The sequence below is a fragment of the Micromonospora sp. NPDC005367 genome (assembly GCF_040606825.1).
Classification (GTDB): domain Bacteria; phylum Actinomycetota; class Actinomycetes; order Mycobacteriales; family Micromonosporaceae; genus Micromonospora.
In genome coordinates, this window is the sequence record NZ_JBEXFP010000039.1 from 1 (window position 1) to 15,118 (window position 15,118).

General features: G+C 70.3%; 13 protein-coding genes. 7 read left to right on the forward strand and 6 right to left on the reverse strand.

Annotated features, from left to right (window positions below; translation table 11 throughout):
• Positions 1-63: 63 nt before the first annotated feature.
• From ABZS42_RS23555 to ABZS42_RS23565, 3 genes are read right to left on the reverse strand one after another with little or no spacing between them, the layout of a single operon-like run.
• Positions 64-789, reverse strand: coding sequence for a glucose 1-dehydrogenase (locus tag ABZS42_RS23555; protein WP_355148717.1), 726 nt, complete (start codon positions 787-789; stop codon positions 64-66).
• A 19-nt stretch (positions 790-808) separates the two neighbouring features.
• On the reverse strand, positions 809-1,048 hold the full coding sequence (locus tag ABZS42_RS23560) for an acyl carrier protein (RefSeq protein WP_355148615.1): 240 nt from the start codon (positions 1,046-1,048) through the stop codon (positions 809-811).
• Positions 1,049-1,050: 2 nt separating this feature from the next.
• Positions 1,051-1,752, reverse strand: coding sequence for a UDP-N-acetylglucosamine acyltransferase (locus ABZS42_RS23565; protein ID WP_355148617.1), 702 nt, complete (start codon positions 1,750-1,752; stop codon positions 1,051-1,053).
• A gap of 334 nt (positions 1,753-2,086) precedes the next feature.
• On the opposite strand from ABZS42_RS23565, the gene ABZS42_RS23570 reads away from it, so the two are divergent.
• From ABZS42_RS23570 to ABZS42_RS23585, 4 genes are read left to right on the forward strand one after another with little or no spacing between them, the layout of a single operon-like run.
• Positions 2,087-3,274, forward strand: a complete 1,188-nt coding sequence (locus tag ABZS42_RS23570) for a glycosyltransferase family 4 protein (RefSeq protein ID WP_355148619.1) — start codon at positions 2,087-2,089, stop codon at positions 3,272-3,274.
• A 31-nt stretch (positions 3,275-3,305) separates the two neighbouring features.
• Entirely contained in the window at positions 3,306-4,727 is a 1,422-nt protein-coding gene (locus ABZS42_RS23575; protein ID WP_355148621.1) for an AMP-binding protein, read from the forward strand.
• Entirely contained in the window at positions 4,724-5,770 is a 1,047-nt protein-coding gene (locus ABZS42_RS23580) for an acyl-protein synthetase (protein WP_355148623.1), read from the forward strand. Before ABZS42_RS23575 ends, ABZS42_RS23580 begins: the two co-directional genes overlap by 4 nt.
• Positions 5,767-7,002 carry an acyl-CoA reductase gene (locus ABZS42_RS23585; protein ID WP_355148625.1) on the forward strand — a complete coding sequence of 412 codons (1,236 nt, stop codon included), beginning with the start codon at positions 5,767-5,769 and terminating at the stop codon, positions 7,000-7,002. The genes ABZS42_RS23580 and ABZS42_RS23585 overlap by 4 nt, the downstream gene beginning before the upstream one ends.
• Positions 7,003-7,064: 62 nt before the next feature.
• On the opposite strand, the gene ABZS42_RS23590 is transcribed toward ABZS42_RS23585, so the two are convergent.
• A complete protein-coding gene (locus ABZS42_RS23590) occupies positions 7,065-8,114 on the reverse strand; it encodes a lysylphosphatidylglycerol synthase domain-containing protein (RefSeq protein ID WP_355148627.1) in 1,050 nt (349 codons plus the stop codon).
• A gap of 195 nt (positions 8,115-8,309) precedes the next feature.
• Here ABZS42_RS23590 and ABZS42_RS23595 point away from each other — a divergent pair, with 195 nt between their 5' ends.
• Positions 8,310-9,410: a DegT/DnrJ/EryC1/StrS family aminotransferase gene (locus tag ABZS42_RS23595; protein ID WP_355148629.1), complete on the forward strand. Its 1,101-nt coding sequence runs from the start codon at positions 8,310-8,312 to the stop codon at positions 9,408-9,410.
• Positions 9,407-10,432, forward strand: a complete 1,026-nt coding sequence (locus ABZS42_RS23600) for a Gfo/Idh/MocA family oxidoreductase (RefSeq protein ID WP_355148631.1) — start codon at positions 9,407-9,409, stop codon at positions 10,430-10,432. The genes ABZS42_RS23595 and ABZS42_RS23600 overlap by 4 nt, the downstream gene beginning before the upstream one ends.
• 83 nt (positions 10,433-10,515) lie before the next feature.
• On the opposite strand, the gene ABZS42_RS23605 is transcribed toward ABZS42_RS23600, so the two are convergent.
• Positions 10,516-12,597 carry a DUF6541 family protein gene (locus ABZS42_RS23605; protein WP_355148633.1) on the reverse strand — a complete coding sequence of 694 codons (2,082 nt, stop codon included), beginning with the start codon at positions 12,595-12,597 and terminating at the stop codon, positions 10,516-10,518.
• A 269-nt stretch (positions 12,598-12,866) separates the two neighbouring features.
• On the opposite strand from ABZS42_RS23605, the gene ABZS42_RS23610 reads away from it, so the two are divergent.
• Positions 12,867-14,624, forward strand: coding sequence for a CDP-glycerol glycerophosphotransferase family protein (locus ABZS42_RS23610; protein WP_355148635.1), 1,758 nt, complete (start codon positions 12,867-12,869; stop codon positions 14,622-14,624).
• 71 nt (positions 14,625-14,695) lie between these two features.
• On the opposite strand, the gene ABZS42_RS23615 is transcribed toward ABZS42_RS23610, so the two are convergent.
• Positions 14,696-15,034, reverse strand: coding sequence for a DUF952 domain-containing protein (locus ABZS42_RS23615; protein ID WP_355148637.1), 339 nt, complete (start codon positions 15,032-15,034; stop codon positions 14,696-14,698).
• Positions 15,035-15,118: the final 84 nt, after the last annotated feature.

Consider the following 15,118-nt stretch of genomic DNA (forward strand, 5'->3'; position numbering starts at 1 on the left):
GGCCCGGCGAGCAGCTGCTCGCCGGGCCTCCGTCCGTTGCGCCCCTCCGGGCAGGCGCGAACTTTAGAGCACCAGGCCTCCGTCGACGCCGAGTACCTGCCCGGTGACGAAGGCGGCGTCGTCGCTGAGCAGGAACCGGATCGTCCGTGCGACGTCCTCCGCCCGGCCCAACCTGCGCAGGGCAGTGTCCGCGACTCGCCGTTCGAGCAGGTCCGCCGGCAGATGCTTGATCATGTCGGTCTCGATCAGCCCCGGGGCGACGGCGTTGACCCGAATACCACGCGGGCCCAGTTCCTTCGCGGCCGACCGGGCGACCGCCGCAACGGCCGCCTTGCTGGCGGCGTACGCGGTCTGCCCGGCGCTGCCCCGCTCGCCGACGATCGAGGCGAGCAGCACCACCGCGCCCGACTTCTTGCGCATCATCACCCGCGCGGCCGCCTGAACGGTGGCGATCGTGCCGGCGACGTTGGTGTCGAGCATCCGGCTGATCAGCTCGGGGCGGATCATGCCGATGAGCGCGTCCTCGAGCACACCGGCGTTCGCCACCAGGGCGTCGATCCGGCCGTGGTCCGCCGCGATCGTCTTGAACACCATGCTGACCGAGGTCGGGTCGGTGACGTCGAGTTCATAGCCTCGGGCGTCGCCGCCGAGCTCCTTCGCCACCTCCTCGGCCCGACCACCGTCGCGTCCGGTCACGACGACCGTGGCGCCGGCCTCGGCGAGGAGTTCGGCGGTGGTGCGTCCGATGCCCCGGGTGGCACCGGTGATCACCGCGACCCGGCCGCGCATCGTCGCGGTGGGGGCCGTGTCAGTCACGGACACCCATACCGGAGAGCATGTCCAGCGCGACCTTGAAGCTGCTCATGTCGATGACCTGTTCGGTGTCGAGCTGGACGTCGAACTCGTCCTCGATCGCACCGACCAGGGTCATGTGACCGAGCGAGTCCCACTGCTCGATCTCGCGGTACTTGAGGTTTTCGACGTCGACGTCGTCGCCGAGCTCCAATGTGTCGACGAAGACGGCCCGGAGCCGGTCCGACAGCGCCATGATTACTCCTTCTCGGCAGAGATGATTTTCGTCCAGGCCGCGAGCTGTTCCGCCACCTGGGTCGGCAGGCCGTCCGGGAGGTCGGCGCGGCCCTTGAGATAGGTCTCGAAGGCGTCGATCACGTCGTCCGTGCAGCCGCGCCGGGACAGGCCGACCCGGTTGACGCCACTGGCCCGGGCCGGGTTGCCCACGGTGATGGTGAACGGTTCGACGGTGCGCCGCACGGCGGAGCCCATCCCGACCATCGCACCCGGACCGACCTGGCCACGCTGGTGGACCACCGTACCCATGCCGATGTTCGCCCACGACCAGACGTGGGTGTGGCCGCCGAGCTGTACCCCGTCCGACAGCGTCACCGCGTCGTCCACCACACAGTCGTGCCCGACGTGGCTGCGCGCCAGCAGATAGCAGTCGTCGCCGACGCGGGTGATCTCCTGGGTGCCCTGGTTGATGGTGACGAACTCGCGGATCGTGTTGTTGTCGCCGATCACCACGCCGGTGCCGGCGGACTCACCGTCCCAGCCCACCGGGTGAGGACCGCCACGGTATTCGGCTGGGGTGCCGATCACCGCGTGCGGGCCGATCCAGTTGCCGTCCCCGATGCGGCAGGGGCCCACGATCACGCTGTAGGGGCCGACGACGTTGCCGTCGCCGAGTTCCACGTCCGGGCCGATGACGGCGGTGGGGTGGATTCTGTTAGCCATACTCGTCCGCTCTACGCCTTCGGTCAGGCGGGTCCGGTGCCGCCGAGACCGGCCTGGGCTGTCGGTCGGCCAGCCTACCCGACCGTAGATCGGCGTCCGGCTGTCGGGAGCGTGCGCGGCTTCGCCCTCCGGAGGCCGCCGATCGAGTCCCGCCGGTCCAGGCCACGTCGATGTTCGCCGACGGAAAGCGGCCGGGCGTCCGGGGTGAGCGCCGCCATCTTACGGTACCGTGGCGCGGTGCGTCCGGGAGTCACTCCGACGGCTCCCTACAATTGTCCAGGCCGGACCACCCCCGTCCCCGGAGTCCCCGCCACCGCCGACAGGAGCCACCACTGTGCGGATCGCTGTTGTCAACAACTTCTTTCCACCCAGGCCCGGTGGTAGCTCTCATCTGGCAGCGGCGCTGGCCGCGCGATACGTCGCCGCGGGTCACGAGGTGCTCGTGCTCACCGCCGCGTACCGCGACAGCCCGGCCGAGGAGGAGCGGGACGGTTACCGGGTGGTTCGGATGCCTGCGATGCCCATGCCTCAGCTCGGTCTGGCGATCGACTTCGACATGGCCTTCACCATGGCCCGTCCCGGCAACCGCCGGCGGGTGAATCGGCTGCTCGACGAGTTCAAGCCGGATGTGATCCACCAGCACGGGCAGTTCTTCGACCTGACCTGGCTCTCCGGTTGGTACGCCCGCCGCCGCGGTGTCCCGGTGCTGCTCTCGGTGCACACCCGGCTCGAGAGCCCGGACCCGAAGTACATGGCAATGTTCAAGGCGCTCGACCGGTGGCTGGTCAAGCCGATCCTGCGCCGGTATCGGCCCCGGTACGTGATCATGGACGAGCTCTGCGGCGCGTACTGCGAGCAGCGCTACGGCGCCACGAAGGACGAGTTCGAGTACCTCCCGGTGGCGGTTGAGCCGAGCCGGTTCGAGGCGCCGCCGACCCGCGACGTCCGCGCCGAGTACGAGGTCAACGACGCCCCGCTGATCGTGTCTCTCGGGCACGTGATCCAGCTCCGTGACCGCCTGGCCCTCGTCGAGGGGCTGCCGGCGATCCTGGCGAAGCACCCGCGGACCAAGGTCATGGTGGTCGGGCGGGTCTACTACGACGCGTTCCTCAAGCGCGCCGAGGAGCTCGGGGTCTCCGACGCGATCATCTCGACCGGCGCGGTGCCCCCCGCCGACGTGCCGTCCTTCTTCGCCGCCGCGGACATCGTCGCCCACGATCTGCAGGGCGGCGGCTTCGGCACGGCCAGCCTGGAGGCCATGGCGGCGGGCCGGGCGACGATCGGCACCATCACCGAGACCAACTTCCCGGCCGTCGAGCTGCGCAACTGGGAGAACTTCGTGTTGGCCCGCCCGAACGACCCCAAGGACCTGGCGGCCGCGGTGATCCGGCTGCTGGACGAGCCGCAGGAGCGGGAGTGGATCGCCAAGGCGCAGCGCGAGTTGGTGCACGCCAACTTCACGCTCGACGTCGTCGCGCGGCGACACCTGGACGTCTTCGCGCGGATGACTGCCGGTCGCTGATCGGACGCCTGCTGCCGGGAGGATGAATCGCATGAACCTGGTCGCCCCGACCGCCCGACTGATCGACGCCGCCAGCGGAGTGATCCTGGCGGGCGCCGAGCTGTCCGTTGAGATCGACCGGTACGCCGCGTCATACCGCGCCTTCCCGGCCGGGGTGGTCTTCGCCCGCAGCGACGCCTCCGTGGCGGCGGTGCTGCGTTACCTCGGCGCGATGCGTGCCGACCGGCCGGTGGCGCTGCTCGATCCGGCACTGGACCCGGCGGTGCTGGCCGACTTCATCCGGCGCTTCGAGCCGGCGGTGGTGGTCGGCCTCTCCGGGGGCGGCGCGGGCGCCGATCCCGGCGAGCGCCCCAAGCAGTACCGGCAGGTCGACGACCCGACGCTCGGCCCGGTGTGGGTCCGCGAGCACGCCACGGACGACGAGCCGCACCCCGACCTGGCCGTGCTGCTGGCCACCTCCGGTTCGACCGGTGACCCGAAGTTCGTCCGGCTGTCCCGTTCCGCGGTGTCGTCGAACGCCGCGGCCATCGCCCAAGCGTTGGCGATCGGCCCGGACGAGATCGCGCCGACCAGTCTGCCGCTGTATTACAGCTTCGGCATGTCCGTCCTCAACAGCCATCTCGCGGCCGGCGCTACCGTGCTGGTGGTCGACGGCGGTGTGCTGGCCCGGGAGTTCTGGCAGGCGGTGCAGACGTACGGCGCGACGTCGTTGGCCGGTGTCCCCTACAACTACGAGATGCTGCACCGCATCCGCTGGTCACCGGCGAAGTACCCGTCGATCCGTACCCTCACGCAGGCCGGCGGCAAGCTGCGCGACGAGATGATCCTCGCCTTCCACGAGAAGATCAGTGCGGCCGGTGGCCGGTTCCACGTCATGTGGGGCTGCACGGAGGCGGGCCCGCGAATGAGCACGCTGCCCGCGGACGCGCTGCCGGCCCGGGTCGGCTCGGTCGGACCCGCGCTGGCCGGCGGTTCCTTCACGGTGCTGGACTCCGACGGCGCGGAGACCGACGAGCCGGGCGTCGTCGGCGAGTTGGTGTACCGAGGCCCGAACGTGATGATGGGGTACGCGGAGAACTCTGCCGACCTGGGGCGCGGTGACGATCAGGCCGGGGTGCTGCGCACCGGCGATCTCGGCCATCTCGACGAGGACGGGTTCGTCTGGCTGCGCGGGCGGCTCAAGCGATTCGGCAAGATCTTCGGCATTCGCGTCAACCTGCACGACATCGAGGAGATGGTCCGGGATCAGGGCCCGGTGGTGGCGGTGTCCGGTCCGGACAAGGTCGTCGTCTTCGTCGAGGGCATCGAGGAGGACGCCGCCCGCGCCCTCGTCGGCCGGCTGGCCGAGCGGCTGAAGCTGCACCGGTCCGGGTTCGACGTCCGGACCGTCGAGCGGTTGCCGCAACTGCCCAACGGCAAGATTGATTACCGCTCCCTGGAGGCGCAGGTATGACCCTGTTCACCCTCGACCAGGCCACTCGCGAAGCGCGGCTGCTGCCGGAGCTGGTCGAGCTCACCGAGCATCACCGGGCCAACAGTCCGGAGTACGCGCGGCTGCTGGCCTCGCTCGGCCATCATCCCGGACGGCGTTACGAGCGGATCGCGGATCTGCCCTGGCTGCCGGTACGGCTGTTCAAGCACCACGTTCTCAAGAGCATCACCGACGACGAGGTGTTCAAGGTGCTCACCTCGTCCGGTACGACCGGCGACGTGAGCCGCATCTACCTCGACAAGGAGTCGGCCGGGCTGCAGCAGAAGATGCTGTCCGCGACGCTCAGCCCGGTGATCGGGCCGCGCCGGCTGCCGATGCTGCTGGTCGACACCCGGGCACTGTTCAAGGACCGTCGGTCGTTCTCGGCCCGCGGCGCCGGAGTGCTCGGGCTGATGAACTTCGGCCGCGATCACACGTTCGTGCTCGACGAGAACGACCGGCCCGACCTGGAGGCCGTGCGCGCGTTCCTCGACAAGCACGGTGACCAGCCGTTCCTCATCTTCGGCTTCACCTTCATGACCTGGCTCTACCTCTACGAGCTGGCGCGGGAGAACAAGCTCGACCTGAGCAACGGCATCCTGATCCACAGTGGTGGGTGGAAGAAGCTGGCGGACCGGGCGGTCGACAACGACGAGTTCCGGCGCCGCTTCGCCGCGGACACCGGGCTGCGGCGGATTCACAATTTCTACGGCATGGTCGAGCAGATCGGGCTGACGTTCCTGGAGGGGACGGACGGCGGGGGGCTGTACTGCCCGGACTTCTCCGACATCATCATCCGCGACCCCCGCACCTGGGAGGAGGTGCCGGTCGGCACGCCGGGCGTCGTCCAGGTGGTCAGCACCCTGCCACGGTCGTACCCCGGGCACCTGCTGCTCACCGAGGACCAGGGCGTGGTGCACGGCGTCGACGACGGCGTCTGGCCGGGTAAGCGCTTCTCGATCCTTGGACGCCTGCCGCGGGCGGAGGCCCGTGGCTGCAGCGACACGTTTGCGGAGGCGGCATGAGCAAGGTCATCGAGAGGTTCCCCGCCGGCGGTGCGATCGACGTCGACGACCTGCTGGCGTCCCTGCGGAACACCCCAGCGGCCGGGCCGCTCACCGTCGGTGATGAGCGGGTGGTGGAGTTCCTCGTCGCGTTCGCGCGGCGGCTGCTCCGTCCGGCCGTCGCCCGACGTTACCCCGAACTCGGCTCGCTCGGCTTCTTCCTGCGTCGCGCGGAGATCAACAAACTGTTGGCCCGAGTCTCCGACGAGCCGGGACAGCTGCGCTTTCCGCGAGGCACGGTCTTCCACGTGCCGCCCGCGAACGTGGACACCATCTTCGTCTACTCGTGGGCGCTCTCCGCGCTGGCCGGCAACGCCAACGTTGTTCGCATCTCGTCCCGCTCGGCAGGCGCGGCGGACGCCGTTCTCGACGCCCTGAACGACACCCTGGCCGAGGCGGACGAAGCGGTTCGGCAGACTCAGCGGATGGTGACGTACGGGCGTGACGACGTCGTCACGGGAACGCTCTCCGCTGCGGCCGACCTCCGGGTCATCTGGGGCGGGGACCGCTCGGTGAACGAGATCCGACGGCACCCGCTCGCTCCGCACGCCCGCGACGTGACCTTCCCGGACCGTTCGTCTTTCACCGTTCTCAGCAGCGCCGGTTGGTTGGGCGCAGACGAGCGGGACCGTGACGCGGCGGCTCTCGGCCTATACAACGACTCGTACTGGTTCGACCAGGCGGCGTGCTCTTCACCGCGCACCCTGTACTGGATCGGCGACCCGGCGGCCACCGAGGCGGCGCGGGCCGACCTGTTGGCCCGCTTGCGGGTGGTGCTGGACGGCAAGCGGCCGGAAGTCGACGCGGCGATGGCAGTGGAGAAGCGGGTCGCCACGTACGGGCTGGCCGTCGACGGCACGGCGACTGCCATCCGCTTCGACGGCAACGAGTTGGCGACGGTGGAGCTCGCCGATCCGGCTGACATCCCGCGACGCTGGCTCGGAGTCGGCACCTTCCCGCAGGCCCGGGTCGACACGCTGACCGAGCTCGCCCCGCTCGTGGTCCGCCGTGACCAGACCGTCACCCACTTCGGGTTCAACGCCGATGAACTGGTCGATTTCGCGCGGACTGTGGCCGGTCGCGGTGTGGACCGGATCGTCCCGATCGGCGATGCGCTCAGCTTCGCCGCCACCTGGGACGGATACGACCTGATGCGGGAGTTCACCCGCATCACCAGCGTCATCGCCCGCTGACCCGCCCGTACGACAAGGGCCGGTACGGCACGTGGCGTACCGGCCCTTGTCGGTTGGAAAGGTCAGGACGTGCCGGTCGGCACCGTTTCGGGCCTGCGGCGCAGCTGCCGCATGCCGGACAGGGCCGCGATGCCCGCGGCGAGCACGTCGGCGATGGTGAAGATCAGCCGGGACGCCAGGGCGATGCCCACCGCGGCGCCGACCCCACCACCGCCCACCAGGAACGGTGCCAGCGCGGCCACCAGCACGGCTTCCCGCACGCCGAGCCCGGACGGCGAGAGGAAGGCGAACATGCCGACGGTCATCGCGATCGCGAACGAACCGATGCTGCGCAGCAGGCCACCGAGACCGGGAGCGGCTTGGGCGTTCGCCAGCAACCACAGGTGCACGCCGAACATCGCGTAGCCGAGCGCGCTCCATCCGACGACCCGCAACACGCCCGGCCAGGTGAGTCGGTGCTCCAGGGGCGGCCGGCGCAGCACCTTGAGGGCGAGCTGCACGAGCATGGTGAGCACCCGGGGAATCGCGCAGACCAGGGCGATCGGGAACAGGACCGCTACGATCCAGAGCGCCACCCGGACCGGCTCGGCGTAGCTGGAATCGGCGCCGGCCGCCGCCTCTCGCAGCGAGGGCAGGCTCAGCAGGCCGAGGCCGAGCGCGGCGGTGACACCGAGACCGACGGTGACCAGGGTGGCCAGGAAGGCCCGCGCGCGGGGCAGCCCCGCCCGCTTGCTCAGCTCGATCTGGAGCACGTACGCCCAGACGCTGCCGGGGATGTACTTGCCCAGTTGGCCGACCAGACAGATGCGCAGCGCGGCGGCGACCGAGACGCGGTGCTCCAGGTCGTGCACGGCGGCCCGCCAGGCCATCGTGTTGGCCACCATTCCCAGCAGCGCCGCCAGGACCGACAGCGCGACCGAGGGCCAGGCCAGGCCCAGCCAGGTCGAGCGAACCTGGGGCCACTGGTCGACAACGCTCCAGGCCATCCCGGCCACGATGGCGGCGATGACCACGACCCGTACGGCGAGCGACAGCCACTTTCGGGAACTGCGAGGAGCGGCGGCCGGGGCGGCGTCGGCGTCGGCGTCAGGCCGCGTAGCGGTATCTACCACTGGTTATCTGCCTTCGCGTCGTTGTCCACCCGATCGGGGGAGGGGTTGACAAAGCAAGGCACTACACTAGCCCAGGCTTGGTGCCGCCACGCACCCCGACGTGGCCTCCGTATCCAGCGGCGGGCAGCGTAATTTGTGAGCGTGCGCCGCCGTTGACGTCTGCTCGCTGCCACCAACCCCCCGAGGAGAGACGCTGTGATCCCCATTTCCGTCGTCAAGCTCGACGAGGCGGCTGAACAGCTGGCGGTCGAAGTGATCCGATCAGGCAGAATCGCCCAGGGGCCGATGGTGGCTCGACTGGAGAGCGAGTTTGCCGACGTGGTCGGAGTGGGGCACGCGGTGGCGGTCAACAACGGCACCACCGCGTTGGTCGCAGCGCTGGAGGTGCTCGACCTCCAGCCCGGCGACGAGGTCGTGACCAGCCCCTTCACCTTCGTCGCCACGCTGAACGCGATCCTCGAGGCGGGTGCGACCGCGCGGTTCGCCGACATCCGTGAGGACGACTTCTGCGTCGACCCGGAGGCGCTCGCCGCCGCGATCGGCCCGCGTACCAAAGTGCTGATGCCGGTCCACCTCTACGGGCAACCCGCCGACATGGACGCGATCGCCCCGCTTGCCGAGCGGCACGGCCTGGGCCTGGTCGAGGACACCGCCCAGTCGCTGGGCGCGACGATCTCCGGACGCGGTGCGGGCAGCTTCGGGCTCGGCACCTTCTCGCTCTACGCCACGAAGAACCTCACCACCGGTGAGGGCGGCATGATCACGACGAACGACGAGGCGCTCGCCGATCGGCTGCGGGTGCTGCGCAACCAGGGCATGCGCCAGCGTTACCAGTACGAGGTGGCCGGTCACAACTACCGCCTCACCGACCTGCAGGCCGCGCTCGGCATTCCGCAGATCGCCGCGTACAGCGACAACGTCAAGCGCCGCAAGGACAACGCCGCCCGGCTCTCCGCCGGCCTGGCCGACGTCCCCGGGCTGCGCCTGCCGACCGAGCTGCCCGGCCGCTCGCACGTCTGGCACCAGTACACCGTGCTGGTCACCGACGAGGCCCCGGTGAGCCGGGACGAGCTGATCGCTCGGTTGACGGAGCAGGAGATCGGCTGCGGCATCTACTACCCAAAGACGGTCTACGACTACGACTGCTACCGCGACCACCCCCGGGTCGTCGCCGACCCCGCGCCGGTCACCGAGCGGCTGGTCCGGCAGTGCATCTCCCTTCCGGTGCACCATCACCTGACCGACAGTGACGTCGACCGGGTGGTCGAGGCGGTTCGCAAGGCGGTGGCCGCATGACCGCCCCGGTGCGTTTTGCGCTGGTCGGTGCGGGTGTGATGGGCTCCCTGCATGCCCGGGTCATCGCCCAGTCCGGGCGGGCGCAGCTGGCCACCGTGGTGGAGCCGCGTGAGACGGCTGGCCGTGAGATCGCCGACCGTTACGGTGCCGCCTGGTCGCCGGACCTGAGCGACCTCGCAGACGTGGATGCCGTCGTGATCGCAGCCCCGACCGAGTACCACCACGGTCTCGCCGAGCAGGTGCTCGCCGCCGACAAGCCGTTGCTCGTCGAAAAGCCGGTTTGCGGGAGCCTCAGCGCGACCGAGGAGATCGTAGCCACGGCCGAAAAGCGGAACCTACCGCTGCTCTGTGGCCTGCTCGAGCGGTTCAATCCCGCGGTGCTGACCGCGCTGGCGCTGGTGGACAGGCCGGTGCACCTCAGCGTGACGCGGCACTCGCCCTACGCGCCGCGGATCCGCACCGGGGTCGCCTGGGATCTGCTGGTGCACGACGTCGACCTGGCGATCGAGGCGTTCGGCGGCCAGGAGCCGGCCAGGGTACGGGGCTCGCTCGGCTACTTCCACCCGGCCTCCGAGGGTGGGGCCGAGGATGTCGCCGAGGCGGTGCTCACCTTCGGCAACGGGGCCATCGCCAATGTCTCGGCGAGCAGGATCGGCCAGCGCAAGGTGCGAAGACTGGTGATCAGCGAGGTGGACCGGCTCATCGAGGCGGACCTGATCCGCAAGGACGTGACCATCTACCGGCACGTGTCACTGGACGCGGCGACGCCGGACGGGCGAGGCTACCGGCAACAGAGCATCATGGAGGTGCCGGAGCTGGTCTCCAACCGGGAGCCGCTCGCCGCGCAGCTCGACCACTTCCTCGACATCCTGAACGGCCGGATCGACCAGGACGTGGAGCGTCAGCGGATCCTGCCGGCCCACCGGGCTGTCGCTGCCGTGATCGAGGACAACACGACTCCACCGCGGACTCCGCGGCCACGCCAGGCCGAATCGGCCGAGCCGGCGGACGCCGCGCACTGAGACCGGCCTCGGGCCAGCTGCCCGAATGCGAAGGGGCGCCGCTGTGCGAACAGCGGCGCCCCTTCGCATTCGGATGTTTCCGGTCAGCTGCCCGGCGGCGTGCAGGCCCGGCCCTGGTCGGTGACCTGGTAGATGTCGATCTTCCCGAATTGCCGCACCAGGGTGAGTCGGCTACTGACCTTGATCAGGTCCGGGGTGTAGTGCCGTTCCCAACCGCCGGGCATGTAGCGCCCGCCGCCGACCACCACGTACTCGATGCCGAACCGGTTGACGTCGCAGCCGGCCGGCGTCGCCGCCTCGTCATTGACAAGCCAGTTCCAGGCATTCCAGCGGCGGTCGTAGTTCTGTACGTCGAAGACCGGCAACGGCGGCAGTCCGAACAGCACCGGCACCCCGTAGTCGACGTACGACCACGTCATGAACTGCCGGTGCCGGTCGTACGCGACCACCTTGCCCGGCGGGGTGTTCTTGGCCAGCCACTCGTACGTCCGCACATAGTCCTCGCCAACCGGGGCTCGTCGCTTGAACTCCCCGCGGAGCGGGTGCCACGTGGCGGGCAGCGCTGACAGCCCGGCGACCACCAGCACCAGGAGGCCTGCGGCGACTGCGGCCGGTACCGTCGACTCGCGCCACGAGCGGGCGCGCGTCACCAGCCTGGTAACGAGCCACTGTACGGCGAGCCCGATGGCCACCGCGCCGGCCACCGCGACCACTCCGTAGACCGGGAAGATCATCGACCGCAGTCGCTCCCGGACGCCGTACCAGAGGCCGGAGAGCAGCATCGCGGGCGCGGAGTCGGAGTAGGTGGTCCACACGCCGATGGCGGTGAACACGACCCCGGTGAGCAGCCATGGCCGGGCCCAGCGGAGCTGCCGGAAGACCAGGCTCAGCGGCGAGGCGAGCAGGCAGGCGATGGTGATCACCAGCCCGACCCGGATGCTGGGCACGCTGAGTTGGTAATCCGCCCCGCCCGGCTGGGGGAACCCGAGCAGCACGTAACGCTGCTGGTCGGTGACCCAGTATTCGAACGCTTCGCCGAGCTGGCCGAGCAGCGCCGGCTGGTTCGAGTCACGTTCGCCGTTCGCGCTGGTGAGCGGGCCGAGGAAAGGCGCCAGCGCGGCGATTCCGCCGATCACCCCCGCGGCTGCTCCGGCCGCCGCCGACCGCACCGTCATCCGCTGCCGGATCAGCACGAGCAGGCCCACGGCGAGCACGGCGACAACCAGCACGTCGTAGGTGTGGGACATGACCAGGCCGGCTCCGGCGAGCCCGGTGAGGAGACCGAGCCGGACCGGGTGACGTCCGCGCAGCGCCAGCGCGGCGAGTAGCGCGATGCCCACCGCCATCGCCGGGCCGGTCTGCTGAGTGATCCGTCCCGTGACCACCGAGTACCAGAGCGGGCCGATGAAGGTCGGTGCGAGCGCGGCGGCCGACGCGACGACCGGGCGGCCACCGAGCAGGCGTACGCAGGCGTACACCCCAGCGATCAGCGTGAGCGGGCCGACCAGGATCGACCAGGCGGTCATCGCCGTGCTGATTCGCCCGCCGCTCAGCTCCACCGCCTGGGCCCAGGACACGTTCGTGGCGAGCGGATAGAAGGAGCAGGTGAGCGTACTCTCGGTGGAGCCGGTACTGCACGCCGAGGCGATGGTGGCGCTGCCGAGGTCCAGGATCCGCCGGGTGAAGTAGCCATGGTTCATCGCGTCCCAACCCGGTGGCGCGATCAGCCGGCCGAGCAGGACCCAGCCGTAGGCCACACTGACCACCGCCGGAACCCCGACCCCGATCATGTCCACCCAACGGGGCCGCACCATCGGCAGCCGGAAACGGGTGAGCAGCGCGGCGCGACCCGTCGTCGCCGAGGTCTCTGCGGTCTGCGGACCGTCGCCATCCGACCGGCGTTCGGCGGGAACCAGGCCGGCGGGGAAGAGCCGGGACACCACGATCGCCGCGACGGCCAGTAGCAGCTCGACGACGAGGACCGCGGTGGCGCTCTCCGGCAGGCCCAGCTTCGGCAGCCAGCCCATCGCCACCGTGGTGAGGCCCAGAGTGAGCGCCGGAGCCGAGGCCCACACCGCCCACCGGTACCGCCCGGGTGGGACGACGAATCCGAGCAGCGCCCCTGGCACGACGGCTACGGCGAGCGCGACGAGAGTTGTGATCACCAATCTCCCTTCCGACGGGCAACTGCCGCCGTCACGACGGAGAGAGTAGCGGAGCGCGCTATTAACGCCTTCGGTAAGTGACGCGGTGTCCGGCTGGTCCGCACCGCTCGCCGGTTACCTGGCCGTTTGCCGGAATGGGAAGACGCGAGTCGTCTGACCGGTATGTCACCGGATACCCGCTCGACCGTTCGACGTCGACTCGCGTTAAGGTCGCTGCTACGCGTTGCTGGCCGTAGCGACGGATTGAATCCGGGGTAGGGGAGTACTCGTTGTTCGGCAAGTTGATGGGACCGGCGGGAACTGCCGCCCGCGGCGCGCTGCTGCTGGTGGCCTACTTCGTGCTGCTCGCCGCCGGGGCACTCGGTTGGGCCGTCGTGTTCGCCGTGGCCGGGCTGGTCGCACTCGCCGGTGAGTACGCGCTCGCCCGCTGGTCGCCCGCCACGCACACCCTCTTGGAGAAGGTCGGTCTGCGTGGTGACTACCGGCAGCTCGCCCGGGACCTCGCCACCGTCCTGCTGGTGGTGGCCGCGGTCGGCCCGAGCATGGGTGAGCTGAGCCTGATCCTGCTGCTGCCGGGCGCGGTCTGGCTCATCGCGATCTTCGCCGGAGCGCTCAACACCATGATCGACCGGCGTAACCCGGTCTCCGCGCTGGTCCGCAACATTGACCTCGGGCCGATCACCTTCGCACCCCGGCCGCCGGCCTGGACGTCCCGGCTCGCCGGGGACCGGCTGGCCCTGGTCAACATCGCGATCGCGCCCGCCGCGGTGATCGGGGCGGTGCGGGACACCGCCACCCCGGTCGTCGCCGTGGGCGCGGCGGCGCTGGCCGTCGCGGCGGTGGTCGGTGCGATCGTCGCCGTCACCTGGCTGCGCGGTCGCGGCAGCGGGCCCGGTCCGCTGATGCCCGCCGTGCAGCGCTGGCTCGACTCGTACCGGCCGGAGGCGGCGCTCTACTTCGCAGGCCCGGCCAAGGACGTCTACCAGGCCAACATGTGGCTCGCCCCGATCGAGGCGCTCGACCGGCGGGCGGTGGTGCTGATGCGCAGCCGGGACGCGTTCTCCGAACTCGCCGACACCCGGCTGCCGGTGATCTGCGTACCGGCCAGCGTGGACTTCATGAACCTCGAGCTCGGCAGCATCCGCGCCACGCTCTACGCGGCGAACGTCGGCGCGAACATCCACATGCTCCGGGAGCCGGGCATGAAGCACGTCTTCGTGGGGCACGGCGACAGCGACAAGGCGGCGAGCGTCAACCCGTACAGCAAGGTCTACGACGAGGTGTGGGTCGCCGGCCTCGCCGGCCGGGAACGGTACGCCCGCGCCGGAGTCGGTGTGCTCGACTCCGACATCGTCGAGATCGGACGCCCGCAGCTCGCCGGCGTGCACACCTTCGGCGCGGAGTCGGTCGACCGGCCGTTCACCGTGCTCTACGCCCCGACCTGGGAGGGGTGGCTGGACGACGACCCGTACCACACCTCGCTGGTGCTGATGGGGCCGCGGATCGTCAAGGCGCTGCTGGCCGTCCGGCCCGAGGTGCGCCTCATCTACAAGCCGCATCCGCTGACCGGCTCCCGGTCGAAGGAGGCCAAGGCGGTGCACGAGCGGGTGGTCGAGATGATCCGGGCCGCCGGCGGCGACGTCGAAGCGACCTCGCTCGACGGCACCCGACACCTCGTGGTCACCGGCCGTACGCCGGGGCTGTTCGACTGCTTCAACCAGACCAACCTGCTGATCAGCGACGTGTCCAGCGTGGTCTCCGACTTCGTGCAGAGCGAGCGGCCGTACGTGGTGGCGAATCCGGGCGGGCTGCCGGAGGACGAGTTCCGCCGGCAGTACCCGACCTCGCGGGCGGCGTACCTGCTGTCGCGGGACTGCGGCGAGCTGGAGAAGATCGTTTCGGTGACCCGGGCCGGCGACGACCCGATGACCGAGGCCCGGCGTGAGCTGAAGACCTACCTGCTCGGCCCGGCCGAGGTGAACCCGATGGACCGGTTCCGGGAGGAGATCGGCCGGCTCTGCCGCTGAGCGTCGAACGCCACGATCGCGCCCGGGACGGCTCCTTCGTACCGGGCGCGATCGTTTCAAGGTGCCGGAGGTCAACCGATCAACGCGGCCACCGTGTCCACGGCCGGCACGTCAGCCGGCAACGCCTGCGCCTCGACCACGGCCGCCACCGGCAGCGGGCCGTACAGGTGCGGGAACCGCTCCCCGCCGCGCGACGGCTCCCACCGCAGCCGGTCACCGAGCCGGGCCGGATCCACGGTGAGCAGGGTGAGCCCGGTGACCCCGGCGAAGTGCCGGCGGGCCGTCTCCACCAGCTGATCGGGTCCGGACAGATGGATGAAACCGTCCTGGCGGTCCACTGCCGTGCCGTTCAGGCGCCCGGCGGCACGGGCGTCGTCCCACTCGGTCGTCGGCAGCAGCTTGTAGATCACCTGTGCAGCGTACGCGGGACCCCCGGGGGCAGGTCCGGCCGGCGACCTCCCGCGACCCGTTTCCCCGGTACCGGCCCGGCGCGC

Coding starts and splice junctions, on each gene's coding strand:
- ABZS42_RS23565 (WP_355148617.1), bottom strand. CDS start 1,752: ATGGCTAACAGAATCCACCCCACCGCCGTCATCGGCCCGGACGTGGAA.
- ABZS42_RS23580 (WP_355148623.1), top strand. CDS start 4,724: ATGACCCTGTTCACCCTCGACCAGGCCACTCGCGAAGCGCGGCTGCTG.
- ABZS42_RS23560 (WP_355148615.1), bottom strand. CDS start 1,048: ATGGCGCTGTCGGACCGGCTCCGGGCCGTCTTCGTCGACACATTGGAG.
- ABZS42_RS23555 (WP_355148717.1), bottom strand. CDS start 789: ATGCGCGGCCGGGTCGCGGTGATCACCGGTGCCACCCGGGGCATCGGA.
- ABZS42_RS23585 (WP_355148625.1), top strand. CDS start 5,767: ATGAGCAAGGTCATCGAGAGGTTCCCCGCCGGCGGTGCGATCGACGTC.
- ABZS42_RS23600 (WP_355148631.1), top strand. CDS start 9,407: ATGACCGCCCCGGTGCGTTTTGCGCTGGTCGGTGCGGGTGTGATGGGC.
- ABZS42_RS23575 (WP_355148621.1), top strand. CDS start 3,306: ATGAACCTGGTCGCCCCGACCGCCCGACTGATCGACGCCGCCAGCGGA.